The following is a 24,003-nucleotide window of genomic DNA, read 5'->3' as shown; positions in this document are numbered from 1 at the left end:
CCCAATGAATCACACGTCATCCAGTTCCAGTCCTCGCACTGTACCCATCCGCCCGTGCCGGCCAAAGCACGAAATCGACGGGAAAACCTCCCCTATTCAGCCGATTGTCGTTGGCCCTTCTGCCCGATCATCGCTACCGTGCCGGATCTGGCGGAACAGCCGCGACCATTGCAGCCCGCCCCCGGCCATGAACATCAACTATCGCGGGGAGTGCGCGTGTTTTTTCTGCAGCGTGATTTGAGCCGTGCCGGGAAGATTAACGGCAGCAAAGGCCAGAGTGGCAAGGGCGAATTTTGCCTCGCCAAGCCGGAGACGCGCGCATGAACGCGACCGCAACCCTGCCGAACGGCACGGCCCTGCTCGAAAAGGTCAAGGCCAACCCGCGCCTGCCCATGATGCTGGGCGGCGCCGCGCTGGTCGCCGCTATCGCCGTGGGTGTGATGTGGTCCCGCGCGCCGGACTACAAGGTGCTCTATTCCAATCTGTCGGAGCGTGACGGCGGTGCCGTGATCCAGTCGCTCCAGCAGATGAACGTGCCCTACAAGTTCGCCGAAGGTGGTGGTGCGGTCATGGTGCCGGCCGACAAGGTGGCCGAGACGCGCCTGCGCCTGGCCAGCCAAGGCCTGCCGAAAAGCGGCACGACTGGCATGGAACTGATGGACAACCAGAAGTTCGGCATCAGCCAGTTCGCCGAACAGGTCAACTATCAACGCGGGCTGGAAGGCGAACTGGCCCGTTCGATCGAATCGATCGGCGCGGTGCAGTCGGCCCGCGTGCACCTGGCGATTCCCAAGCCCACGCTGTTCGTACGTGAGCGCCAGAAGCCCACCGCCTCCGTGGTGCTGCAACTCTACCCGGGGCGCGCCGTCGATGAAGGCCAGGTGGCCGCGATCACGCACCTGGTGTCTTCCAGCGTGCCAGAACTGACGCCGAAGTCGATCTCGATCGTCGACCAGCAGGGCAACCTGCTGTCCGGCACCAACGATCGTTCGCTCGATGCCAGCCAGCTCAAGTACGTTCAACAGGTCGAGCAGGGCTACGTCAAGCGCGTGGAGTCGATCCTCGCGCCGATCCTCGGCAAGGACAACATCCACGCCCAGGTCACGGCCGATGTCGATTTCTCGTCGGTCGAACATACCGACGAAAGCTACAAGCCGAACCAGGACCCGACCAAGGCCGCGATCCGCAGCCAGCAGACCAGCGAATCGAACTCGCAGGGTGGCACGCCTGTAGGTGGCGTGCCCGGCGCGCTGTCGAACCAGCCGCCAGCCGCCGCCGCCGCGCCGGTCACCACGGCGCAACCGCCGCGCCAGCCCGGCCAGCCGAATCCGCCCGCACAGGCCAACCAGCCCGCGCAGACGACCCAGACGACCCAGACGGCCGAGAAGACCGGCCCGAGCAACAGCCGCCGCGACGCCACCACCAACTACGAACTCGACCGCGTGGTGCGCCACGTGCAGCAGGCAGCAGGCGGTGTGAAACGTCTGTCGGTGGCCGTGGTGGTGAACTACCGCACCAAGGTCGATGCCAAGGGCAAGCCGGTGACGGAAGCGCTGTCGGCCAAGGAACTGGCCCAGATCGAAAACCTGACCAAGGAAGCGATGGGCTTCTCCGCCGACCGCGGCGACTCGCTGAACGTGGTCAACAGCCCGTTCACGAGCGACATCAAGACGGAGCCGGAAGTGCCGGTGTGGAAGCAGCCGCAGATGATCGACCTGGCCAAGACCGGCGTCGGCTACCTGCTGCTGGCCCTGCTGGCCGTGTTCCTGTGGTTCAAGGTCGCGCGTCCGGTGCTGCGCAAGTACACCGCGCCGCCGTTGCCCGCGCCTACCGAGACGGCAGCCGCCACCGAAGCCGTTCTGCTGCCGCCGGAAGAAGAAACCAATCCGGAAGTGCTGCGCCTGGCCGCGAAATATGAAAGCGATCTCGCCCTGGTGCGCGACGCCGCGCAACGCGACCCGCGCCTGGTCGCCAGCGTAATCAAGACTTGGATGGCAAATGACGAAGGCTAACAAGGGAGTGCCCGAAAAGGGCCTGCAGAAGAGCGCCATCCTGATGATGGCCGTGGGCGAGGATGCAGCCGCCGAAGTCTTCAAGCACCTGTCGCCGCGCGAAGTGCAGCAACTCGGTTCGGCGATGGCCAACCTGTCATCGGTGACGCGCGAGGAAATGTCCGAGGTCCTGTCCGAGTTCCGCAACGAAACCGAGCAGTACCTGGCGCTGGACGTCGATTCGAGCACGTTCATCAAGAGCGTGCTGAACAAGGCGCTGGGCGAGGAGCGCGCGCTGTCCGTGATCGAGGACATCCTCGAATCGCGCGATCCGGGTGGCGGCATCGACTCGCTGAACTGGATGGATTCGACGTCGGTGGCGGAACTGATCAAGGACGAGCATCCGCAGATCATCGCCACGATCCTGATCCATCTGGACCGCCAGAAGTCTTCGGAAGTGCTGGGCTTCTTCACCGAACGTCTGCGCAACGACGTGATCCTGCGTATCGCCACCTTCGGCGGTGTGCAGCCGGGCGCGCTGCAGGAACTGACCGACGTGCTGACCAAGCTGCTGGCCGGCCAGAGCCTGAAGCGCAGCCGCATGGGCGGCGTCCGCACGGCGGCCGAGATCATCAACCTGATGAGCACGGCGCACGAGGAAGCGGTCATCGACGGTGTGCGCACGCACGACGCCGACCTGGCGCAGAAGATCATCGACGAGATGTTCCTGTTCGAGAACCTGCTGGAAATCGAAGACCGGGGCATCCAGCGCGTGCTCAAGGAAGTGGCCACCGAATCGCTCATCGTCGCGCTCAAGGGCGCGCCGCAGGAGCTGCGCGACAAGTTCATCCGCAACATGTCGACGCGTGCCGGCGAGATGCTGCGCGAGGACCTCGAGGCGCTGGGACCGGTGCGCGTGTCGCAGGTCGAGGCCGAGCAGAAGGCCATCCTGCAGGTCGTGAGACGTCTGGCCGAGGCCGGCGAAATCCAGATTGGCGGAGGCGACGATGCCTACGTTTGACCGCGGTTTTTCCGCTGGCCGTGGCCCGGGCCACGGCGATCCAGGGTTCTTCGGCGCGCCCTCCAAGGGCGCAACCGGCGGCCTGACCAACCTGCACGAGAGCGACGACGGCTTCCAGGGCTTCCAGCCCCCTGCCCGTCCACGTTCGCGCGGCGAAAGCTGGCAGCGTTGGCAGATGGAGTCGCTGGATCCACGCGATGTCCTGCGCAAGGCGCTGGCGGCGCAATTGCCTGCCGAGCCGCCACCGCCCCCGGCAATCGATTTCGAAGCGCTGGACGCGATGCGCGACGGCGCCCGCAAGGAAGGCTACGCGCAGGGCTACAACCAGGGCCAGACGCAAGGTTATGGCGATGGCCACCGCGAAGGCTACGCACGCGGGCTCGAAGCGGCACGCAATGAAGCGGCCCGCCTGCAGCAGCTTGCCGCCAACTTCCGCGACGCGCTTGGCCGCGTCGATAACGATATCTCCGACGCGCTGATCGGCCTGGCCCTGGACGTGGCCCGCCAGCTCGTGCGCAAGACCGTCGAGCTCGATCCGGCCGCATTGCTACCGGCTGCGCGGGAACTGCTGACCGCCGAGCCGCCGCTCTCCGGCGCGCCTTGCCTGCTGCTGAACCCGGAAGACATCGCGCTGGTGGAAACACACCTGAGCGGCGAACTCGAAGCCGCCGGCTGGACACTGCGGGCCGACCCGTCGATCGCGCGCGGTGGCTGCATCGCCAGCGCCGCAAGCGGCGAGATGGACGCCAGCCTGTCCACGCGCTGGCAGCGCGTGGTCAAGGCGCTGGGCCGCAACGATCCGTGGGAGCCGCCCCATGCATGACGAGCCAGCGCAGGCCACCGCGCCGGACGCCCCCCCCGCGCACGTCGGCCGCTGGCGCGACGCACTGGCAGCCGCATCGGCCGGCGTCAGCGACATTGACAGCAAGCGCACCTGTGGCCGCCTGACGCGTGCCGCGGGACTCGTGCTGGAAGCCGTGGGGCTGCGTCTGCCCGTGGGGAGCGACTGCCTGATCGAACTGCCCACCGGACAGCATTCGCATGGCGGCCCACGCACGGCAGAAGCCGAAGTGGTCGGCTTTGGCGCGGACCGTCTTTACCTGATGCCGCAATCGGACGTGGCCGGCCTGGTACCGGGCGCGCGCGTCTATCCGCTGGAGCCGTCGCCGCTGCCCAACGGCATCATCGGCGCCGGCGCGCCGCGCGAGCAGGGATCGAAGCGGCTGCCGGTTGGCGATGGCCTGCTCGGCCGTGTGCTCGATGCAGCCGGACGGCCGCTCGATGGCCTCGGCCCAATTACCGCCGCCAGCGAAGTTCCGCTGGCCGGCACGCAGATCAACCCGCTGACACGCGCGCCGATCGAAACCGTGCTCGACACCGGCGTGCGCGCGATCAATGGCATGTTGACCGTCGGTCGCGGCCAACGGATGGGCCTGTTCGCCGGTTCCGGCGTGGGCAAGAGCGTGCTGCTGGGCATGATGGCGCGCTACACCAATGCGGACGTGATCGTGGTCGGCCTGATCGGCGAACGCGGCCGCGAGGTGAAGGAATTCATCGAGAACATCCTCGGCGAGGAAGGCCGCAAGCGTTCGGTGGTGGTGGCCGCGCCGGCCGACACCTCGCCGCTACTGCGCATGCAGGGCGCTGCCTATGCGACGCGTCTGGCCGAATACTTCCGCGACAAGGGCCAGCACGTGCTGCTGATCATGGACTCGCTGACCCGTTACGCGATGGCGCAGCGCGAAATCGCGCTGGCCATCGGCGAGCCGCCCGCCACCAAAGGCTACCCGCCCTCGGTGTTCGCCAAGTTGCCGACGCTGGTGGAACGCACCGGCAACGGCCCCGAAGGCGGCGGCTCGATTACCGCGTTCTATACGGTGCTGACCGAGGGCGACGACCAGCAGGATCCGATCGCCGACTCCGCCCGCGCCATTCTGGACGGCCATATCGTGCTGTCCCGCAGCCTTGCCGAAGCCGGCCACTATCCGGCCATCGACGTGGAAGCTTCGATCAGCCGCGCCATGACTGCGCTGATCGACGCGCCGCAGTTTGCCTCCGTGCGGCGTTTCAAGCAGTTGATGTCGCGCTACCAGCGCAACCGCGACCTGATCAGTGTCGGGGCCTACGTGCCCGGCAGCGATCCGGAGCTCGATCTCGCGATTCGCATGTATCCGCGCATGGAGGCCTTCCTGCAGCAGGACATTCACGAACGCGCCGGCTACGACGCCTCGATCGCCCAGTTGCACGATCTCTTCGAGAGGACGCATCATGGTTAAGCACAATCCGCTGAATACTCTGGCCGATCTGGCCCAGGACGACACGGACAAGGCCGCGCGCGAACTGGGCCGTCTGCAGGGGCTGCGCACCCAGGCCGAGCAACAGCTCAACGCGCTGACACAGTACCGGCAGGAGTACCGGATCCGGATGCAAGCGATCGCCGCCGAAGGCATGTCGTCGAGCCGCTGGCACGACTTCTCTCGCTTCCTCGATTCGCTTGACCACGCCATCCGTCAGCAGACCAATGCGCTGGCCAAGGCCGAGGCCGACCTGCTGGCCGGACGCGCAAACTGGCAGCAGCAGAAGCGCCGCCAGAACTCGTTCGATACGTTGATCACGCGGGCGGAAACACGCGAGCAGCAAGTCTCCGCCCGGCGCGAGCAGCGCGCCAACGACGAATACGCGGCCCGCATCGCCCGCCAGCCGGCGGCCGGCCGAACCTGATCCGACGAAGAGACCATGATCGATATCAGCCAGCTTATCGGTAACACCGCCAACGCCGCCCTCAAGACCCTAACGCAGTCCAACGCCGCCAGCACCGCCGCCGCGGACGCCAAGGCATTCCAGGACGCGCTTTCGCGCGCGCGTGATAGCGCCCCGCAGAGCGCGCAACCGGTCGCCAGCACGCCCAGGGACTCAAGCCAGACCAGCGCGCCGAAGGAAGACGCATCGCAAAACACGCGGCAGCAGACTACGCAGGCCAGTACGTCGGGCGCTTCCAGCACACCGCAGCAGAAAGACAACGGCAAGACCAACGCCACGACCGGCAAGAAAGACGACAGCACGCAAGCCAGCGACGATGGCTCGACACCCTCGAGCGACGCGCAGGCTGCCGCAGCAGCCCTGGCCGCCGCGATGCTGGCACAGCAGGCCGCGCCCGCCACGACGGCACTGACCGGTGGCGCGGCCGCTGACGCAGCCGCCAATGCAGCCGCGGATGCAGCCAGACTAGCCGGAGCCAACGGCCTCCCGCTAGCCGCTAAGGCCACTGCCACCGCGACCACGACCGCTACGCAAGCAAACCCGGCCACCGACGCCGCCACGCTGCTGGCTCAGGCCGCCGACGCGCAATCGGCCACGACTACCGCGGGCACTGCCGCCAAGGGGACCACGCCAAGCCCGGCGGACACGCTGGCCACGATCGCCCAGCAGCGCGCGGCTGCGCAGAACAGCACGCCGACCGCCGCTGACAAGATCGCCGCCGCGCTCAACACCCCGGCACAGACGGGTGCACAGGACGCACGCGGCCAAAACGCTGGCCAGCAACAGACCGGCCTCGGCCACGGCGCGCAACCGACCTTGCAAGCCGACACGACGCAAGCCAGCCAGACGCCCGTCGCCACGCCATATGCCATGGCGCAGGCCAGCGCACGCACCGGTGAAGGCACCGACACCGGCGCCACGAATCCGAGCAGCGCTGCCATGCTGGCATCGGCCCTGTCCGCGCAATCCCAGGCGAACGCCGCACAGGCCACGGCCGCCGCAGCAGCGGCACGCCCGGCAGTCGCACCGAATCTTGGCGACAGCCAGTGGGCGCAAGCACTGGGCCAGCAGATGGTGCGACTCTCCACGCAAGGCAGCCAGACCGCCGAACTCGACCTGAACCCGCCGAACCTCGGCCCGCTCAAGGTCGTGCTCAATGTGGTCAACGATCAGGCCCAGGCCCAGTTCGTCTCTCCGCACCAGGCCGTGCGCGCCGCGGTGGAAGCCGCGCTGCCGCACCTGCGCACGTCGATGGCCGAAGCCGGTATCCAGCTTGGCCAAACGTCTGTCGGCAGCGATGGTTTCGCCCAGGCTGGCAACGGCGGCCAGCAGCAACAACGCCAACCGGGCAGCGGCAGCGCATTCGCGCAGGCCGCCGGGCTGACGCAGGATGCGCCAGTCCAGGCAACGGCGGCAGCGCCTCGCGCACCGCGCGTGCTGGCGCGTGGGGAAGTCGATACGTTTGCCTGATTCGACTGCCTCACGATTTCCCCCTCTCTCCCATTTCATGAGAGAGAGGGGGAACACAACTCGCGCTTGATGCGTGCGCCGGCACGCACGCCTTCGCCCACGAAGGCCGAGGGGCCGCCCAAGCACGACATGGGCATTTGTGCGACGATTCCCCTCCCGATCCGCACGCCCCCTTGCGCACCATGCTCAAAGTCCGTCCGCTGCTGCTCGCAGCCATCGCCCTCTCCGTCCCACTCGCCCAAGCTGCCCACGCTGCCCAGACCGCCGATAGCGGCCCGGCCTACGGTCCCCAACTCGAGGGATTCGATTACCCCTATCCGGTTCAGCAATATCGCTTCAGTTCGCAAGGGCAGCCGCTCGAGATGGCCTACATGGACGTCAAGCCGGAGAAGCCGAACGGCCGCGCCGTGGTACTGCTGCATGGCAAGAATTTTTGCGCTGCCACGTGGCAGGAGAGCATCCAGCAGCTCACCGCCGCCGGCTACCGCGTGATTGCCCCCGATCAGATCGGCTTCTGCAAATCGACCAAACCGCCGCATTACCAGTATTCGTTCCAGCAACTCGCGCGCAATACCCACGATCTGCTGGCCTCGATCGGCGTGCACGACGTCACCGTGATGGGCCATTCCACGGGCGGCATGTTGGCGATGCGCTATGCGTTGATGTATCCAAAGGAAACCGCGCAACTGGTGCTGGTCAATCCGATCGGCCTGGAAGACTGGAAGGCCAAGGGCGTGCCGTCGCTGTCGGTGGACCAGTGGTACGCGCGCGAACTCAACGTGACGGCCGACCGGATCCGCAATTACGAGAAATCGACGTACTACGTGAACCAGTGGAAGCCCGAGTACGAGCCCTGGGTGCAGATGCTGGCCGGCATGAACCGCGGCCCGGGCAAGCAGATCGTTGCGTGGAACTCGGCACTGCTCTACGACATGATCTATACGCAACCCGTGGTCTATGAGATGAGCGCGATCCAGGCCCCGACCCTGCTGATGATCGGAGACCGGGACACCACCGCCATCGCCAAGGACGCCGCGCCGCCAGACGTGCAGGCGAAGCTCGGCCACTACCCCGAACTTGCGAAAGCGACGGCCAAGGCGATTCCGAACACGACACTGGTCGAATTCCCCGACATGGGCCACGCGCCACAGATGCAGGATCCGCAGGCGTTCCACAAGGCATTGCTGGAGGGGTTGGCGAAGGTGGGTGGCAAGTAGGCGTGACGGGCGGGTGAACGGCAACTGCGATCCCGGGTACCATCCCAGGTACCCGAAATGCCCGCCATGACCTTCGACCTCTTCGACGCCCTTCCCGCCGATTCCAACGCCCCGCCTGCCGTGGAGACGCTTGCGCCGGGTGCCGTGGTGTTGCATGGATTCGCGCGGGATGCGGGGCCGGAACTGCTGAACGCCGTGCAGACGATCAGTGCCGAGGCGCCGTTCCGCCATCTGATCACGCCGGGCGGCCTGCGCATGTCGGTGGCCATGACCAATTGCGGCGAGCGTGGCTGGGTGTCCGATCGCACCGGGTATCGCTACGATGCGGTCGATCCGGAGTCAGGACGGCCGTGGCCGGCCATGCCTGCCGTGTTCCGGTCGTTGGCCGAACACGCGGCGGAAGCGGCTGGCTATCCCGGTTTTGCACCCGATGCCTGCCTGATCAACCGCTATCTGCCGGGCACGCGCCTGTCGCTGCATCAGGATCGCGACGAACTCGATCTGCGCGCACCGATCGTTTCTGTCTCACTGGGCCTGCCGGCCGTCTTCCTCTGGGGTGGATTGCGTCGCGCCGACCGGCCGGGCCGATTCCGGCTCGCGCATGGTGACGTGGTGGTCTGGGGTGGACCATCCAGGCTGGTCTTCCACGGCATCGCCCCGCTGGCCGACGGCGATCATGCGTTGACCGGAAGCGAGCGAATCAACCTGACGTTTCGCAAGACCCGCTAAGCAAGACCGCCAAGCAAGACCCAAGACCCGCCAATGACGCGGGAGTGCATGGGCAGTTGCCTGCACAGTAGGACAACCACTACGATAGCGGCACCGCACCATCATCAGAACAAGGCCGGCGCCACGTTGCGCCCGGCAGCCAGCGAGACAACCCCGATGTCAGCCTCTCCCGGCCATACCGGCCAGCCCGACAACACCGCGCCATTGCAGGAAACCCCGCCACCCAAACCTGCGCCACTCGGCGGCCGTCCGGCCGATTCGATCCGCGCGGCATTGCTGATCGCCGCGTGCATCAGCGTGGTATGGATCGCAGGGCAGTGGCTGCAGGCGCCGCCTGCGCTGATCTGGGCCGGCGCGCTGGTGTTGTCGACGGTGTGCTGCTGGGCGGTCGGGGCGCTACCTGAGCCCACCGCCACTCTGCTCTTCTTCCTTGCCGCGGTGGTGTTCCATATTGCCCCGCCAAAGGTGGTGTTCTCGGGGTTCACATCCACCGCGTGGTGGCTGATGTTTGGTGGCGCCGTCACCGGCGTGGCGTTGCGCAACACGGGACTGGCGCTGCGGCTGGCCGACATCATCTTCCACAAGCGCGTTGGCACCTATCCGCAGGTGATCATCACGGTGGCGCTCAGCGCGGTGGGCCTGGCCTTCCTGATGCCCTCCACCACGGGCCGCGTGCTGCTGCTGATGCCGATCGTGCTGGCGCTGGCCGACCGCCTTGGCTTCGCGCCCGGCTCCAACGGCCGCATCGGCATGGTGCTGACCGTGGCGGCCGCGAGCTACATGCCGCCTACGTCGATCCTGCCCGCCAATATTCCGAACAGCGTGCTCTTGGGCGCTGCCAGTTCGCTCTATGGCATCAACCTGAGCTACGGCAGCTATCTGCTGCTGCACTTCCCGGTGCTCGGCGTGCTGAAGACCGTGGTGCTGATCTGGGTAATCTGCCGCATGTTCCCTGAAAGCGGGCCGATCGCGCCGCAAGCCGCCAGCGTCCGCACGCAGATGGGGCCGCAGGAGCGCGCGCTGGCGATCATCCTGGCGCTGGCCGTGGCGGGCTTTGCCACGGATGCCTGGCATGGCGTTTCGCCCGCGTGGATCTCGCTGGCTGCGTGCATCATCTGCCTGCTGCCGGGCATCGGGCTGGTATCGCCAAAGGCCATGACCGAGCAGGTCCATCTGGTACCGCTGATCTACGTGGCTGGCTTCCTGGGGCTGGGCGCGGTGGTCGAATCGACGGGCCTGGGCAGCGCGATCAGCGCGGGGCTGCTGCACTGGCTGCCGATGACGCCCGGCCACACCGCGGCGAATGTCGGCACGATTGGCGCGATGGGCGCCGTCATCGGCATGTTGTCCACGCTGCCGGCCCTGCCGGCCGTGCTGACGCCACTTGCCGCCGATCTGGCGAAGGCCACCGGATTGCCGCTTGAATCCGTGCTGATGCTGCAGGTGCCGGTGTTCTCCACCGTATTCTTCCCGTACCAGTCACCGCCGATCATGATCGCGATGCAACTGGGCGGCGTGGGCCTGCGGCACGGCACGCGCCTGTGCCTGACCATGGCGGCCATCACGATCGTGGCGCTGCTGCCGCTGGACTATCTCTGGTGGCGCCTGCTGGGCTACCTGCCCTGAACCACCCAGCCCCCTGACCTGACAACCGCACAACCGCACGACCTCACCACTCCAGCCTGTCGATCTCCGCGTCGCTCAAGGTGGTGCCCGGCTTGGGGTCCGGCTTGTCGTCCGGCTTGTCATCCAACGCGCGCGGCTCCACGAACAGGTCGAGGTCATAGGCTGCCAGCAGCGCCAGCAGTTGCGCCACGCTGATCGTCTCGGGGTTGAGTTCCAGGTGCGAAATGCGGCTCTGGCTGATGGCCAGCCGGGCTGCGGCATCTGCCTGGGAAAGCCCGGCGATCTTCCGCGCGCCCTGAAGCACCTGGCCGAGCTGCTCGCTGCTCGAAATCACGACTCTCGACATCATTGATTACCGAGAAATGAATATCTGAAATCTATCAATTTCGCGATATTCATGACAAATTTTCACGCCCGATGCGCCATGAATGTGGAGCATAGGGCGAATTTTCTGTCGCGCAATCCCAACCGCCACATATCTGACTTGCATTGACGCCCGGTTGCGTCGGTGAGTACACTGTGCCAGCCAATAGTCGTATGACAACTGACGACTATGACGAATACCAACGTGGAAGAGACAAGATGACGGCTCACAGAAAGACGCCGGACGCACTCCGCAGCGCGCGCTGGTTCGCGCCTGACGATCTGCGCTCATCCGGGCACCGCTCACGGATCATGCAAATGGGCTACTCGCCCGATGAATGGATGGGCAAGCCGCTCATCGCCATCATCAATACGTGGTCCGACATCAACCCGTGCCACGCGCACTTCAAGCAGCGCGTGGAAGACGTCAAGCGCGGCATCCTGCAGGCCGGTGGTTTCCCAGTGGAGCTACCGGCCATTTCTTTGTCCGAGAGCTCGGTCAAGCCGACCACCATGCTCTACCGCAACCTGCTGGCGATCGAGGCCGAGGAGCTGATCCGCTCCCACCCGATCGACGGGGCCGTGCTGATGGGTGGCTGCGACAAGACCACGCCGGGCCTGCTGATGGGCGCCACCAGCGCCGGCGTGCCGGCGATCTACGTGCCGGCCGGGCCAATGCTGCGCGGCAACTACAAGGGCACGGTGCTCGGCTCCGGTTCCGATGGATGGAAGTACTGGGACGAACGCCGCGCCGGCAACATCAGCAAGGCCGAGTGGATCGGCATCGAGGGCGGCATCGCGCGCAGCCACGGCACGTGCATGACGATGGGCACCGCCAGCACGATGACGGCGATCGCCGAAACCATTGGCATGACGCTGCCGGGTGCGTCGTCGATTCCGGCGGCGGACGCCAATCATATCCGCATGTGTTCCGAATCGGGTCGCCGCATCGTGGAGATGGTCTGGGAAGACCTGACGCCCGCACGCATCCAGACGCACCGTGCGTTCGAAAACGCCATCGCGGTGGCCATGGCCATGGGCTGCTCGACCAACGCGATCATCCACGTCATCAGCATGGCGCGCCGCGCGGGCCATAACATCGGTCTCGACGATTTCGACCGCATGAGCCGCCACGTGCCCGTGATCGCCAACATTCGGCCCAGCGGCGACAAGTACCTGATGGAAGACTTCTTCTACGCGGGCGGGCTGCCCGCGCTGATGGGCCGTATCCGGGACAAGCTGCATCTCGACACGCTGACCGTCACCGGCCGCACGCTGGGCGAGAACATCGCCGGGGCCGAGGTCTACAACGACGACGTGATCCGCACGCGCGACAACGCGCTCTACCAGGAAGGCGCGCTGGCCGTCCTGCGCGGCAACATCGCACCGGACGGCTGCGTGATCAAGCCGAGCGCGTGCGAAAAACGGTTCTTCAAACATACCGGTCCGGCGCTCGTGTTCGACGACTACCCGTCGATGAAGGCAGCGGTCGAGGACGAAGACCTCGACGTTACGGCCGATCATGTGCTGATCCTGCGCAATGCGGGGCCGCAGGGCGGGCCAGGCATGCCCGAGTGGGGGATGCTGCCGATTCCGAAGAAGCTCGTGAAGCAGGGCGTGCGCGACATGCTGCGCATGTCCGACGCGCGGATGAGTGGCACGAGCTACGGCGCCTGCATCCTGCACGTGGCGCCGGAAGCGTACATCGGCGGGCCGTTCGCGCTGGTGCAAACCGGTGACCTGATCACGGTCGACATCGACCGGCGCAGCATCCATCTGGAAGTCTCCGACGAAGAGCTCGAACGCCGCCGCGCGGCATGGCAACCGCCGCCGCCCCGCTACTCGCGCGGCTACGGCTGGATGTTCTCTCGCCATATCCGCCAGGCCAACGACGGCTGCGATTTCGATTTCCTGCAAACCGACTTCGGCGAAGCCGCCGGCGAACCAAGCATCTACTGAACCCGCCATGTCCGAGCTCACCCCTGCCCTGCGCGCCGCGCTGAAAACCGTCAGCACCGCCACGCTGTGCACCGCGCTGTTCAAGCGCGGGCTGCGCAACCAGTTCATCCAGGACGTGCGGCCGATCCAGTCCAACCCCGGCACGATGGTCGGCGAAGCGTTCACGCTGCGCTATATCCCGGCGCGCGAGGACCTGAATCCGATCACCGTGTTCCAGGACCCGAACCATCCGCAACGCCAGGCCATCGAGCAATGCCCGCCCGGCGCGGTGCTGGTCATCGACAGCAGGAAAGACGCGCGCGCCGCATCCGCGGGCTCGATCCTGGTGACCCGACTGATGCAACGTGGCGGCGCCGGCATCGTGACCGACGGCGGCTTCCGCGATTCTCCTGAAATCGCGCAGATGGCGATGCCCGCCTATCACCATCGCCCATCTGCCCCGACCAATCTCACCCTCCACCAGGCGCTGGAATTCAACGTGCCGATCGGTTGCGGCGATGTGGCGGTGTTTCCCGGCGATGTGATCGTCGGCGACGCGGAAGGCGTGGTCGTGATCCCGCAGGAAATGGTGGAGGACATCGCCGCCGAAGCGGTGGAGATGACCGCGTTCGAGGACTTCGTGACCGAGGAGGTACGCAAGGGCCGCTCGATCATCGGGCTGTATCCGCCCACCACTGAAAAAGCGCGTGAGGATTTCGCGGTCTGGCGGAAGGAACACAGGCGGTAGCGCGTTCGATCTCCCCTCTCCCACAACGTGGGCGAGGGGAGCGCATCACAAACGATAACGATAAAAATCGGGAGACCCCATGTTGAAGACAGCCCGCCTTGCCGTGGCGCTTTGCGCCGCCACGCTCTCCGTCACCGCCCCCGCGCAGACGAACTGGCCCACACGCGCCGTGACAATCATCGTGCCGTTCACCCCCGGTGGCGGCACTGACATCGGCACGCGCCTTGTAGCCCAGCGCCTGTCGCAGCTCTGGGGACAACCGGTGGTCGTCGACAACCGCCCCGGCGCGGCCGGCAACGTTGGCCTGGAACTCACCGCGCGCGCCAAACCCGATGGCTACACGCTGGTGGCGGGCAACGTCGGCACGCAATCGATCAATCCGTTCCTGTACAAGAAGCTCTCCTACAACCCTGACGGCTTCGTCCCGGTGACGATGATGGCCGAGTTGCCATTTGCGCTCGTGGTCACGCCGGGCCTGCCCGCGAATACGCCGAAGGAACTCGTGGCGCTGGCCAAGGCCAAGCCGGGCAAGCTAACGTTTGCCAGTTCAGGCACCGGCGGCTCGCCGCATCTGTCTGGCGAGATCTTCAAGGCGGCGACCAGCACCGACATGCTCCACGTCCCATACAAGGGCGGCGGTGCGGCGATGACCGACCTGATGGCCGGCAACGTCGACATGCTGTTCGCGTCGATCCTCGAAACTACCGGCCACGTAAAGGCCGGCAAGCTGCGCGCGCTGGCCGTGACCGGCACCGTGCGCTCGCCGTCGATGCCAGATGTGCCGACGCTGGCCGAAGCCGGCATCCAGAACGCGGAGTCGGGCTCATGGGTGGGACTGCTGGCGCCGGCCGGCACGCCGAAAGAGATCGTCGACAAGATCGCCGCCAGCGTGAAGCAGGTGGTGGTCATGCCCGACGTGAAGAAGCAACTGATCGAGCAGGGCGCGATTCCAGTGGGCAATACGCCGCAGCAGTTCGCCGCCATCATCGCCCAGGACCGAAAGCGTTATGCAAAGATCATCGCCGATAATCATCTGAGCGCGGACTGACCCGCACCCAGCCAAAACACCGATAACACAGGACTCTTCTCGCATGAAACCCCGCCTCCTTCAGCATGGCCGACTCCCGGAAAAGACCGAAGCCCAGCTCGCCGAGCAGTTCGATGTCCATCCGTTCTGGGCCGAAACCGATCCCGCCGGCTATCTGGCAAAACACGGTGGCGAGTTCGTGGCGATGACCACGCGCGCCGCGATCGGCGTCGATGCCGCGATGCTGGCCGCGCTGCCGAACCTGCGCGTGATCTCGAGCTTTGGCGTGGGCACCGACAAGCTCGATCTGGAGACAGCCCGCGCGCGCGGCATCGCGGTTGGTTACACGCCGGACGTGCTTAACGACTGCGTGGCGGACACCGCGTTCGCGCTGCTGATGGACGCCGCGCGACAGGTCAGCGCCGCGGACCGCTTCGTGCGGCGCGGCGAATGGCCCAAGGGCCCGTATCCGCTGACCACGCGCGTCAGCGGCAAGCGCCTGGGCATCGTCGGCATGGGCCGTATCGGACGGGTCATCGCCAGGCGTTCGATCGGATTCGACATGGAGGTGCGCTACTTCGGCCGCAAGCCGCAGGACGGTGTCGACTACGGTTTTGAGCCGTCGCTCGAAGCGCTGGCGAGCTGGGCGGACTTCCTGGTGGTAGCGACGTCGGGTGGCCCGTCCACGCGGCACCTGATCTCGGCCAGCGTGCTGGAGGCACTCGGGCCGCAGGGCTATCTGATCAACATCGCACGCGGCACGGTGGTGGACGAAGCCGCGCTCGTCAGCGCGCTGACCGACAAGCGCATCGCGGGCGCAGGGCTCGACGTGTTCGAGCGCGAGCCGCACGTGCCCGAAGCATTGTTCGCGCTCGACAACGTGGTGCTGCTGCCGCACGTGGCCAGCGGCACGCATGAGACCCGTGCCGCCATGGCCGATCTGGTATTCGACAACCTCCAGAGCTTCTTCGCCACCGGCGCGGTGCTGAAATCCGCCGTCTGACTTCGCGATCCGAAGTGTAGCCGGGTCGACACCAGGCAGAAATACTGCGCGCCCCGGCCCGGACTACACTGGCATCCCACATCTTCATCGCCCTAACGGAACGTGTGATGCCCGAAGACTCTCGGCCCCGGCCCTCGGGGCGCCGCCGTCATCTGCTGGCCATGGGGCTTGGCGGCGCCGGCCTGATGGCCGCATCGCGCATGGCCACGGCGCAAACGCCCGCCACGCCTCTGCCCCTCACCGCGCAGACCACCGAGGGGCCGTTCTACTTCGATGCCGGCAAGGTCCGCCAGGACATCACCGAAGGCCAGCCAGGCGTGCCGGTGGAGGTCCGCTTCACGGTGGTCGACATGCATGGCCGGCCGCTCGCGGGCAGGCGCGTCGACCTCTGGCACTGCAATGCCTCGGGGGTCTATTCCGGCTATGCGGGCCAGGTGGATGACCACGGCCAGCGCGTGTCCATGCGGGACCGCACATTCCTGCGCGGAAGCCAGCCGGTGGGCGCCGACGGCGTGGCGGTGTTCCGCACCATCTACCCCGGCTGGTACGCGGGGCGCGCCACGCATCTGCATATGAAGGTAATCGACGGCAGCCGTACATTGCTGACTACGCAGTGTTTCCTGCCCGATGCGCTCAGCGAGTATCTCTATACGCAACTGCCGACATACCGCCGCAAGGGCGTGCGCGAAGTCCTCAACCGCAATGACGGCATCGCGCTGATGGCCGGCGATACCGTGCTGGGCGCCGTGCGCGAAGCCCGCGACCGGTATGTGATCGCGCTGACCTTGGTGGTTGATCCCACCGCCACGGCGCCGCGCGAGCCAGGCCATCCGCCGGGGCCACCACCCGGCGCACCCGGCGGCTTCGGCAAATCCATGGTGCCTGCCGAAGGCATGGCCCGCGTCGAGGCGATCGTTCCCGGCCAGCATCTCCAGAAGTAGCATCCCGCCCCACCGCCCCGGTTCCGTCTCACCCGCATGACGGATATACCGGGTGCAGTCAAATCCCCTACGCTGTACGGATTGCCGCCGCCAAACCCATGGTAGCGGCGTCCGGGCGCTTGCCGCCGCCGAAAAAAGTATCAGACATGATCGGCAATTGTTCGCTATGCTCCCCACAACGGCAATGATTTCCCTGTTGCAGCTCACCTCCGCTCAGTACTAGTTGGTCAATGGATGGCGCCCACCGAAGGCGCCGCGTGCAGCGTAGTCTCGTGAGGGCCCCCGATGCAGCGAAGCTGGTTCCTGGTGGTGACGATCGTGCTGACGACGTTGGCCACGCTGTTTCCCGTGGGAATCGGTGTGTTCATGGCGCAGCTCGAGGCGAACCGGCGCGAGGCGGACCAACTAAGCGTGTTTGCCGATGCCGCGACCCGGCGGGCCGAACTGGTCATGACGCAGGCAATCAATGCGCTGCAGGATATGGAAATGCTCCGGGAGGAGCCATGCACACCCGCCAACCTGGTCCAGCTTCGCCGCATCACCTACACCTATTCCTATATTCAGGACGCCGGCATCTATCGCGCCGGCAAACGGCTTTGCTCGGCGCTGCTTGGCCCCATCGAGCCTGGACAGCTCCCCTTGCCGCCGCCCGACTGGCGCACGCCTGACGGGCTGGACTACTGGTTCGACCAGCCCGTCCCGTTCAATGCCCAGCGCCACGTGGTGCTGATCGGCCGCAACGGCAACAACGTCGGGCTCGACTCGCAGGTCTTCGTCGATGTCGTCGATCGCGAATCGCGAATGCTGGCCGTGGTGCAGACCGACGCCGGCCGTATCTTCTCGGCAACGCAGGGCGCGAACCTGACGCGGCTGCAGCAGGCCTACTCGGAACACTCATATGGGTCAGGCGCCGACGCCGCGCAGGAAGACGACGCCTCGATCGTCCTGCGTAAATCACGCAACATGCCGCTGGCGGTCGTGGTGCTTGCCCCGCGCGCGGCGTTGCTGGCCAACTGGAAATCGCTGCTGATCGGCGGGCTGGTGGTGGGACTGTCCGCCGGCGTGCCGCTCGGCATCCTGGTCTGGCGACGGGCCACACGGCGCTTCAGCCTGGAAGGCGAACTGCGCAGCGCCGTGCGCCGCCACGAGATGGCAGTGCATTACCAGCCGATTGCCTCGCTGGCGGACAACCACTGGGTGGGCGTGGAGGCGCTGGTCCGCTGGCGCCGCAACGGCAGGCTCGTGCGGCCCAACCTGTTTATTCCGATGGCGGAGAACGCTGGTCTGATCCAGCAGATCACCGACCAGGTGCTGGACATTATCCTGTCGGAACTCGGCACGCTGCTGCGCCGGTTCCCGTCGTTCTACGTGTCGATCAACGTCGGCGTGGAAGACCTCAAGAGCCGGCGCTTTCTGAGCGTGCTCAATGCGCGGCTGCGCGGCTCAGGCATCGCGCCCCAGCAGATCCGCATCGAGGCCACCGAGCGCGGCTTTCTGGAGCCCGACGTGGCCCGCGACACGATCCAGGCATTTCGCGATGCCGGACATCCGGTCTATATCGACGACTTCGGCACCGGCTATTCGAGCCTGTCGTACTTGCAGAGCTTCAAGGTCGATGCGCTCAAGATCGACAAGTCGTTCGTCGACACGATCGGCCAGGAGGCCGCGTCGAGTACCGTGGCGCCGCACATCATCGCGATGGCGCAGTCGCTCGGCCTGCAGGTCATCGCCGAGGGCATCGAGGACAAGATGCAGGCCGACTTCCTGCGCGAGCAGGGCGTCGACTACGGCCAGGGCTGGCTGTTCGGGCGACCCATGCCCGCTGTGGAACTGGCGCAACTGATGACGCGGGCCACGCCGCAAGCGGTGGCCTGACGGCTAGAATCGACCAACCCACCGGTGATACGCCGCCGAATCATTTCCCAACGTATTGACCCCGGAGCCCCCGCATGTCGCTACCTGCCCTGTTCCTGACCGCTGCCGGCGTGGGTCTGGCCGTGGCCGCCCCTGTCGGCCCGATGGGAATGCTCTGCATCCGGCGGACGCTGACCGACGGGCCCCGCGCCGGGCTGGCCATCGGCTTCGGCATTGCCTGCGGCGATGCGATCTACGGACTGGTGGCGGCGCTGGGGCTGGTAGGCGTCTCGCAATTCATGCTGGCCTACGACAAGCCACTGCATCTGGCCGCCGGGCTGTTCCTGGTCTACCTGGGGCTGCGCACGTTCCTGCAGAAGCCGACCGACCAGGCGGCTACGCTGAACAGCAATGGCTACGGCGCGCGGGCCTTTGGCAGCGCGCTGCTGCTGACGCTCACCAACCCGCAGACGATCATCATGTTCGCCGCGTTGTTCGCCACACTGGCGCCGCGTGGCGCGTTCTCGACCCCGATCGCGATGACAACGGTGCTCGGCGTGTTCTGCGGCTCGATCCTGTGGTGGTGCGTGCTGGTGACGATCGTCAGTGGCGCCCGTCATGCGCTGGGGATGCGCGTGCGCCAGTGGATCGATCGCGCGGCCGGCGTGGCGCTGGCCGCGTTCGGCGTGTCGGAGATCCGGCGCGCCCTGTAGCCCTATACCCCTGGCGGCACCGGGGATATGACCACCCCGATGCCGTACCGCTGATTACTCGGCCTTCGCGCCCGAATCCTTCGCCACCTTGGTCCACTTGGTGGTTTCCGTCTTGATGAAGGCGGCAAGCTGCGGCGGCGTCATGTCGCCAGCCGTCACGCCCTGATCGTCGAAGCGCTTCTGCACGTCCGACTGCTTCAGCACCTTGGCAAGTTCTGCGCTCATGCGCTGGCGAATCGGCTCCGGGGTGCCACGCGGCGCCATCAGCGCATACCACGTGGTCACCTCGTAGCCGGGCACGCCGCTTTCCGCCACCGTCGGCACGCCAGGATAGGCGGGCGAACGCTTGGCCGACGTGACGGCCAGCGCCTTGACCTTGCCGCTCTTCACGTGCGGATTCGCCGACGGGCTGGTCTCGATCGCCATCTGGATCTGGCCCGCGATCAGGTCGGTCATCATCGGCGCGCCGCCTTTGTAGGGCACGTGCGAGATATCGGTGCCCGTGGCCGAGCGGAACAGCTCGCCGGACAGGTGCTCGGTACTGCCGATGCCCGCCGAACCGTAGTTCACCTTGCCCGGATTGGCCTTGATGTAGGCGATCAGTTCCTGCACGTTCCTGGCGGGAATCGACGTGTTCACCAGCACGACGTTGGGCGTCAGCGCCACCATGCCGATCGGTTCCAGATCCTTCTGGAAATCGTACGGCAGCGTCTTGTAGATGCCGGGGGCCATGGTGTGAGCCACGGTCGCCAGCAGGAACGTGTAGCCGTCCGGATTCGCACGCGCTACCAGCGCGCCGCCGATGGTGCCACCCGCGCCGGGACGGTTATCGACCACCACGGGCTGACCCAGCGCCTCGCCCAGCCGTTGTCCGACCGCACGGCCGATGATGTCCGTGGTGCCGCCCGACGCGAACGGCACAACGAGCGTGATCGGTTTCGACGGCCAGTGGTCGGCGGCAAATGCGGAGCCGGTCGGGACGGCGGCCATGGCAATGGCCGCCCCCGCCAGCATCCTGAGCGCCGTGCGGCGCGCCATGCATGGGGTCATGGGAGTCTCCTCGGGGAACTATGGAATTCTGAAATGCCTGATCCCTGAGACTTTACGAAGGTGGCGAAGCCTGCACCAGCCCCGTGCCGGCGGGAGGTGTTCAGGATTTGTGAAGGGTGGCGCCGGGCCAGCGTTCGGCCGTGACCAGTTGACGGGCCACCGATTCGAGCACGCCTCGCGCTGCCAGGCCAGCCGGCGACAGTTCGTCGTCCGACAGGCTGACCAGCAGGTTCGGACGCCTGACGCTGGCATCGGCGATCTCGATCAGCGCCAGCGGGTCGCCCAGATGGCGCGCCACGGCGGCGCCAGGCTGAATCGTCGCGCCAATGCCGGCGCGCACGGCGTCCATCAGTACGGCCAGCCCGTCGATTTCGGCCACCACGTTCAGCGCACGCTGGTGACGGGCCGCGGCCGCGTTCAGCACGGCGCGCAGGCCGTGCGCGCTGCTGGGCAGAATCAGCGGGATGTCGCCTATGTCCTCGAGCCGCACCGCATTCGCCGCTGGCAACCCGGGCTGATCGGGGCGCGCGATCAGGAAAAGCCGCTCTTCGAGCAATGGCGTGGTGCTCCAGCGCTGACCCGCTTCGAGCTGGAACAGCACGGCCAGGTCAAGCTGGCGCGCGCCAATCATCGAAGCCAGGTTGCCGGAGAGGCTTTCGACCAGATGAAGACGGATATCGGGATAACGCTCGCGCATCGCGACCATGAACGGAGGCCCCAACACCGCCAGCGTGCTCGGTGCCATGCCCACGCTGACGTGGCCCGACAGCCGCGCCGTCCGCGCCGCGCGCGCGGCATCGTCCGCGTGGCGCAGCGCCAGTTGCGCCTGACGCCAGAAGGCCAGGCCCGCGTCGGTCGGCACCACGCCGCTCGACGTGCGCTGCAGCAGTCGCGTGGATAGCTCGCTCTCAAGGCGGCTGATCTGCTGGCTCAACGCAGACGTGACGACGCCCAGTCGCTGGGCCGCCTGCCCCATGCTGCCAAGCTCCACCACGTGCACGAAGTAGCGCAACTGCCGCAGTTCCATTTCCTCTCCTGTCACAAGCCCCCGGTATTGTGCCTTGTGCGCGGGTTGACCGGGCGGACACGATGGCCGAGCATGTTGACATCGCCCTCGCCGTGCAGCGCGGTGACGCTACCGTCACCGCGCTGCACCGTCACCCGCCAGATGACCGGCAGATGGCAGGCACAGTCCTCGCTTGCCACGCTATTGATCACCACGTGTATCCAAACGGAGCTTCCACCATGCAAAGCACTCCACCGGCTGCCGCAACGTTGTGGCCGATGCCGACATTCTCGTTCCAGGCCTTGAAGTCGTTCGATCACACCGCGATGGACGGCTGGCACAAGTTCATGGGCCTCAATGCCGACTTCACGCGTTCGATGTTCGAGGAAGTCCAGTTCGACTGGGCATCGTGCTTCGTGCCGCAGGACCCCGAGGACTTTTACGTGCGCGAATGGTCGTGCCAGATCCCGCTCCTGTCGATCCCGCTGCGCTACGCCACGGCCATGATCGAACTGACGGCTTCCACGCAGCGCGCATGGATGGATGCCTGGGGTCACATGTTCGGGCTGCCGGTGCTGCCAACACCGTTGTCACTGATGCCAGCGGCCGTCACCGATATGCCTGCCGCAGCACCAAGCGGCGAGGTCGAAGACGTTCCCGCAGCGTCTATCCGCGAGACGCCACATCCGCGCAAGGGTAAAGCCGCGTCGTCGACGTAACCAACGGTTGCAGATTCGTTCTGGCGGCATCACGCGGAGATCGTCGTTCTTCGTTGTAACGACTATGCTGCAAGGGACTGACCTCCGCGTCATGCCGCCTGCCCGATGACATTCTGGGCGCACCCGGCCAGGCAAGTGATTCGCGCCCATCTCGCGAGGCGACTATGCGCAAGATCCTCCTCACCAGCCTGATTGTTGCCACGGCGGCCGTGGTGGCCGCGCCGATGGCACATGCCCAGGACAAGAAGCAGTTCGACCCCTACACGCAAGGCGCGAAGTCGGACCAGTACAACCCGTACACCGACGGCGCCAGGACCGGCGACAAGTTCGATCCCTACACCCAGGGCGCGAACACGTCGGCGCAATCCAATCTGGTGCCGGACCAGAAGGCCGACCCGTACACCGAGGGCGCGAAGGCGGGCAAGTATGACCCGTACACCGACGGCGCGCGCACCGGCAAGTTCGACCCCTTCGTGGACGGCGCCAAGTCCGACTCCGACAAGTAGCCCTCATCCCTCGTTTGACGCCATGAACCCGCCCGGTGCCGCCGCAAGGCCGCGCCGGGCTTTCTGCTTCGGGTGACGGGCCGTCGACAGCCGCACTACTTCAGCGCGTCCGCGCCGTCTGGGCAACCGCGGGCGCCTTGGCAACTACCACAACGATCACGGGCGCGTTACGGTTGCGACGGCACCCGGCTTTAGCACCGCGATCACCAACTCGTGAAGGGCCTGCCTCGCCTCCCTTGCTGCCTGCTCGTCATAGGCGACGGTCACGCCCCGCTCGACGCACGGGTCATCGTAGGTAAAAGGCTTGCTGGTTTGGGCGTTGACCAGCAACCCATTCTCCAACTCCACCGTCCTGCAATGCCGCGTTGTTTGCGCGCGCGGAAGCTGCACGGCAGACGCGAGCGCCCGCGAATCGAAGGCATGATTGGCCTTCGGATACTCGATCAACATCGCATCGTTACCCTTCGCCTTTAGCCGATCGACATATGCGCGGCACGGGCCAACCGGGTCGTAGTTGTCTGCGCTGCCCTGGAGAATTCTTAACGGCTTTGCAACAAGGTCATCGTCTTCGCGATACGTATAGGAGCAGTCGGGATAAAAGGCGACATAGGCCGCGAACTCGGTTCCGGGCGATGCGTGCAATCGGTGAAACCGTTTCAGGCTTGCATAAAGCGCATTCTGCCCGCCTCGCGAAAACCCCACGAGCATGATTCTCGTCGGGTCGATACGCGGGTGTCTTGAAAGAATCGCGAGCGCGCGAAAGGCGTCTTCCATTTGCGCCAGGCGAGGTAGCTGAGTCTGGTCGTTGATCGTGCTGGTGATGCCACGGGCAGAAAAGCTGTCAAGGACAAACGTCGCGACGCCCATCCCCAGAAGATCCTGCTCCCAGTCGGTCACCGAACTACCGATGCCGCCTGAGCCATGCAGCAGAATCACCAGTGGGAGCCGGTCCGCCCCGGCCTTGGGGAGCCGAAGTTCGCCCGCAATCGTTGCAGGCCGCCCGCCCTCGACTCCGGCCAGAAATTCCTGGTCCGACATGGTGACAGTCGGTACGGGAATGACTTCGGTCCGGGCGACCTGCGCCAGTCCGTCGGGTGACAGACACCCGAGTGTGAAGAGCAAGCAGAATTGCGCAGCCAGATAGGAAATTGCGGATTTCATGGCACCCCCTTCTTGTGTCTTCTTGTGCCTTGCTGTGAGCACATACTCACACGCGGAGTATTGCCCCCCAGATAGTCTAGGTAGCACCATGCCCATCCGCTAAATGATGCTTCCAGCGTGGCGAACGGGGCATTTCCTGAAAAGAGATGACACTTGAATC

Annotated in this window: 23 protein-coding genes; 18 read left to right on the top strand and 5 right to left on the bottom strand. The window is 66.0% G+C overall.

Annotation, left to right across the window (positions count from 1 at the left end):
• The first annotated feature begins 320 nt into the window (after positions 1-320).
• The 9 genes from fliF to WD006_RS10165 all read left to right on the top strand — a co-directional run bounded on the left by fliF (position 321) and on the right by WD006_RS10165 (position 10,814).
• Positions 321-2,012, top strand: coding sequence for a flagellar basal-body MS-ring/collar protein FliF (gene fliF / locus WD006_RS10205; protein WP_029307092.1), 1,692 nt, complete (start codon positions 321-323; stop codon positions 2,010-2,012).
• Positions 1,999-3,012 carry a flagellar motor switch protein FliG gene (fliG, locus tag WD006_RS10200; protein ID WP_011519667.1) on the top strand — a complete coding sequence of 338 codons (1,014 nt, stop codon included), beginning with the start codon at positions 1,999-2,001 and terminating at the stop codon, positions 3,010-3,012. The genes fliF and fliG overlap by 14 nt, the downstream gene beginning before the upstream one ends.
• Entirely contained in the window at positions 2,999-3,835 is an 837-nt protein-coding gene (gene fliH, locus WD006_RS10195; protein ID WP_017511938.1) for a flagellar assembly protein FliH, read from the top strand. The genes fliG and fliH overlap by 14 nt, the downstream gene beginning before the upstream one ends.
• Complete coding sequence (gene fliI, locus WD006_RS10190; RefSeq protein ID WP_029307091.1) at positions 3,828-5,288, top strand: flagellar protein export ATPase FliI; 1,461 nt, start codon at positions 3,828-3,830, stop codon at positions 5,286-5,288. The genes fliH and fliI overlap by 8 nt, the downstream gene beginning before the upstream one ends.
• Complete coding sequence (gene fliJ, locus WD006_RS10185; protein ID WP_011519670.1) at positions 5,281-5,733, top strand: flagellar export protein FliJ; 453 nt, start codon at positions 5,281-5,283, stop codon at positions 5,731-5,733. Before fliI ends, fliJ begins: the two co-directional genes overlap by 8 nt.
• A 15-nt stretch (positions 5,734-5,748) precedes the next feature.
• Positions 5,749-7,242, top strand: a complete 1,494-nt coding sequence (locus tag WD006_RS10180; RefSeq protein WP_029307090.1) for a flagellar hook-length control protein FliK — start codon at positions 5,749-5,751, stop codon at positions 7,240-7,242.
• A 182-nt stretch (positions 7,243-7,424) separates the two neighbouring features.
• Entirely contained in the window at positions 7,425-8,459 is a 1,035-nt protein-coding gene (locus tag WD006_RS10175; RefSeq protein WP_029307089.1) for an alpha/beta fold hydrolase, read from the top strand.
• Positions 8,460-8,525: 66 nt separating this feature from the next.
• On the top strand, positions 8,526-9,188 hold the full coding sequence (alkB, locus tag WD006_RS10170) for a DNA oxidative demethylase AlkB (RefSeq protein ID WP_029307088.1): 663 nt from the start codon (positions 8,526-8,528) through the stop codon (positions 9,186-9,188).
• Between the two features lie 156 nt (positions 9,189-9,344).
• Positions 9,345-10,814, top strand: a complete 1,470-nt coding sequence (locus tag WD006_RS10165) for an SLC13 family permease (RefSeq protein WP_029307087.1) — start codon at positions 9,345-9,347, stop codon at positions 10,812-10,814.
• Between the two features lie 43 nt (positions 10,815-10,857).
• Here WD006_RS10165 and WD006_RS10160 read toward each other — a convergent pair whose 3' ends face one another.
• Positions 10,858-11,148 carry a helix-turn-helix transcriptional regulator gene (locus tag WD006_RS10160; RefSeq protein WP_324608775.1) on the bottom strand — a complete coding sequence of 97 codons (291 nt, stop codon included), beginning with the start codon at positions 11,146-11,148 and terminating at the stop codon, positions 10,858-10,860.
• Between the two features lie 248 nt (positions 11,149-11,396).
• Between WD006_RS10160 and araD the strand changes: the two genes are divergently transcribed.
• The 7 genes from araD (at position 11,397) to WD006_RS10125 (ending at position 19,401) form a co-directional block, all read left to right on the top strand.
• Positions 11,397-13,136, top strand: coding sequence for an L-arabinonate dehydratase (gene araD / locus WD006_RS10155; protein WP_029307085.1), 1,740 nt, complete (start codon positions 11,397-11,399; stop codon positions 13,134-13,136).
• Between the two features lie 7 nt (positions 13,137-13,143).
• The gene (locus tag WD006_RS10150) at positions 13,144-13,863 is read left to right on the top strand and encodes a ribonuclease activity regulator RraA (RefSeq protein WP_017515521.1); all 720 of its coding nucleotides are present in this window, start codon (positions 13,144-13,146) and stop codon (positions 13,861-13,863) included.
• 79 nt (positions 13,864-13,942) lie between these two features.
• Positions 13,943-14,911 carry a Bug family tripartite tricarboxylate transporter substrate binding protein gene (locus WD006_RS10145; protein WP_008647177.1) on the top strand — a complete coding sequence of 323 codons (969 nt, stop codon included), beginning with the start codon at positions 13,943-13,945 and terminating at the stop codon, positions 14,909-14,911.
• Between the two features lie 43 nt (positions 14,912-14,954).
• The gene (locus WD006_RS10140; protein WP_029307084.1) at positions 14,955-15,893 is read left to right on the top strand and encodes a 2-hydroxyacid dehydrogenase; all 939 of its coding nucleotides are present in this window, start codon (positions 14,955-14,957) and stop codon (positions 15,891-15,893) included.
• A 107-nt stretch (positions 15,894-16,000) separates the two neighbouring features.
• On the top strand, positions 16,001-16,834 hold the full coding sequence (locus tag WD006_RS10135; protein ID WP_029307083.1) for an intradiol ring-cleavage dioxygenase: 834 nt from the start codon (positions 16,001-16,003) through the stop codon (positions 16,832-16,834).
• Between the two features lie 285 nt (positions 16,835-17,119).
• Positions 17,120-18,709 (top strand): EAL domain-containing protein, encoded by a 1,590-nt coding sequence (locus WD006_RS10130; protein ID WP_011519681.1) that lies wholly within the window; start codon positions 17,120-17,122, stop codon positions 18,707-18,709.
• A gap of 74 nt (positions 18,710-18,783) precedes the next feature.
• Complete coding sequence (locus WD006_RS10125; protein WP_011519682.1) at positions 18,784-19,401, top strand: LysE family translocator; 618 nt, start codon at positions 18,784-18,786, stop codon at positions 19,399-19,401.
• A gap of 54 nt (positions 19,402-19,455) precedes the next feature.
• Here the strand turns inward: WD006_RS10125 and WD006_RS10120 are convergent, their stop codons facing one another.
• From WD006_RS10120 to WD006_RS10110, 3 genes are all read right to left on the bottom strand, one after another.
• Positions 19,456-20,451, bottom strand: coding sequence for a Bug family tripartite tricarboxylate transporter substrate binding protein (locus tag WD006_RS10120; protein ID WP_029307082.1), 996 nt, complete (start codon positions 20,449-20,451; stop codon positions 19,456-19,458).
• 100 nt (positions 20,452-20,551) lie between these two features.
• Entirely contained in the window at positions 20,552-21,478 is a 927-nt protein-coding gene (locus WD006_RS10115) for a LysR family transcriptional regulator (RefSeq protein WP_011519684.1), read from the bottom strand.
• An 11-nt stretch (positions 21,479-21,489) separates the two neighbouring features.
• On the bottom strand, positions 21,490-21,669 hold the full coding sequence (locus tag WD006_RS10110) for a hypothetical protein (protein ID WP_223277374.1): 180 nt from the start codon (positions 21,667-21,669) through the stop codon (positions 21,490-21,492).
• Positions 21,670-21,696: 27 nt separating this feature from the next.
• Between WD006_RS10110 and WD006_RS10105 the strand changes: the two genes are divergently transcribed.
• Positions 21,697-22,176, top strand: a complete 480-nt coding sequence (locus WD006_RS10105) for a polyhydroxyalkanoate granule-associated phasin (RefSeq protein ID WP_035832340.1) — start codon at positions 21,697-21,699, stop codon at positions 22,174-22,176.
• A gap of 164 nt (positions 22,177-22,340) precedes the next feature.
• Positions 22,341-22,682, top strand: a complete 342-nt coding sequence (locus WD006_RS10100) for a hypothetical protein (RefSeq protein ID WP_029307080.1) — start codon at positions 22,341-22,343, stop codon at positions 22,680-22,682.
• Between the two features lie 156 nt (positions 22,683-22,838).
• Here the strand turns inward: WD006_RS10100 and WD006_RS10095 are convergent, their stop codons facing one another.
• Complete coding sequence (locus tag WD006_RS10095) at positions 22,839-23,843, bottom strand: dienelactone hydrolase family protein (protein ID WP_029307079.1); 1,005 nt, start codon at positions 23,841-23,843, stop codon at positions 22,839-22,841.
• Positions 23,844-24,003: the final 160 nt, after the last annotated feature.

This window comes from Cupriavidus sp. Met-2 (assembly GCF_049843575.1).
In the GTDB taxonomy this organism is placed as follows: domain Bacteria; phylum Pseudomonadota; class Gammaproteobacteria; order Burkholderiales; family Burkholderiaceae; genus Cupriavidus; species Cupriavidus metallidurans.
The sequence above is the reverse complement of the archived record's forward strand: the minus strand, read 5'-3'. Positions and strand labels throughout refer to the sequence as shown.

Coding starts and splice junctions, on each gene's coding strand:
- WD006_RS10125 (WP_011519682.1), top strand. CDS start 18,784: ATGTCGCTACCTGCCCTGTTCCTGACCGCTGCCGGCGTGGGTCTGGCC.
- araD (WP_029307085.1), top strand. CDS start 11,397: ATGACGGCTCACAGAAAGACGCCGGACGCACTCCGCAGCGCGCGCTGG.
- WD006_RS10105 (WP_035832340.1), top strand. CDS start 21,697: ATGCAAAGCACTCCACCGGCTGCCGCAACGTTGTGGCCGATGCCGACA.
- WD006_RS10120 (WP_029307082.1), bottom strand. CDS start 20,451: ATGACCCCATGCATGGCGCGCCGCACGGCGCTCAGGATGCTGGCGGGG.
- WD006_RS10180 (WP_029307090.1), top strand. CDS start 5,749: ATGATCGATATCAGCCAGCTTATCGGTAACACCGCCAACGCCGCCCTC.
- fliH (WP_017511938.1), top strand. CDS start 2,999: ATGCCTACGTTTGACCGCGGTTTTTCCGCTGGCCGTGGCCCGGGCCAC.
- fliJ (WP_011519670.1), top strand. CDS start 5,281: ATGGTTAAGCACAATCCGCTGAATACTCTGGCCGATCTGGCCCAGGAC.
- WD006_RS10130 (WP_011519681.1), top strand. CDS start 17,120: ATGCAGCGAAGCTGGTTCCTGGTGGTGACGATCGTGCTGACGACGTTG.
- WD006_RS10140 (WP_029307084.1), top strand. CDS start 14,955: ATGAAACCCCGCCTCCTTCAGCATGGCCGACTCCCGGAAAAGACCGAA.
- fliG (WP_011519667.1), top strand. CDS start 1,999: ATGACGAAGGCTAACAAGGGAGTGCCCGAAAAGGGCCTGCAGAAGAGC.
- WD006_RS10095 (WP_029307079.1), bottom strand. CDS start 23,843: ATGAAATCCGCAATTTCCTATCTGGCTGCGCAATTCTGCTTGCTCTTC.
- alkB (WP_029307088.1), top strand. CDS start 8,526: ATGACCTTCGACCTCTTCGACGCCCTTCCCGCCGATTCCAACGCCCCG.
- WD006_RS10175 (WP_029307089.1), top strand. CDS start 7,425: ATGCTCAAAGTCCGTCCGCTGCTGCTCGCAGCCATCGCCCTCTCCGTC.
- WD006_RS10165 (WP_029307087.1), top strand. CDS start 9,345: ATGTCAGCCTCTCCCGGCCATACCGGCCAGCCCGACAACACCGCGCCA.
- fliI (WP_029307091.1), top strand. CDS start 3,828: ATGCATGACGAGCCAGCGCAGGCCACCGCGCCGGACGCCCCCCCCGCG.
- WD006_RS10150 (WP_017515521.1), top strand. CDS start 13,144: ATGTCCGAGCTCACCCCTGCCCTGCGCGCCGCGCTGAAAACCGTCAGC.
- fliF (WP_029307092.1), top strand. CDS start 321: ATGAACGCGACCGCAACCCTGCCGAACGGCACGGCCCTGCTCGAAAAG.
- WD006_RS10135 (WP_029307083.1), top strand. CDS start 16,001: ATGCCCGAAGACTCTCGGCCCCGGCCCTCGGGGCGCCGCCGTCATCTG.
- WD006_RS10115 (WP_011519684.1), bottom strand. CDS start 21,478: ATGGAACTGCGGCAGTTGCGCTACTTCGTGCACGTGGTGGAGCTTGGC.
- WD006_RS10145 (WP_008647177.1), top strand. CDS start 13,943: ATGTTGAAGACAGCCCGCCTTGCCGTGGCGCTTTGCGCCGCCACGCTC.
- WD006_RS10100 (WP_029307080.1), top strand. CDS start 22,341: ATGCGCAAGATCCTCCTCACCAGCCTGATTGTTGCCACGGCGGCCGTG.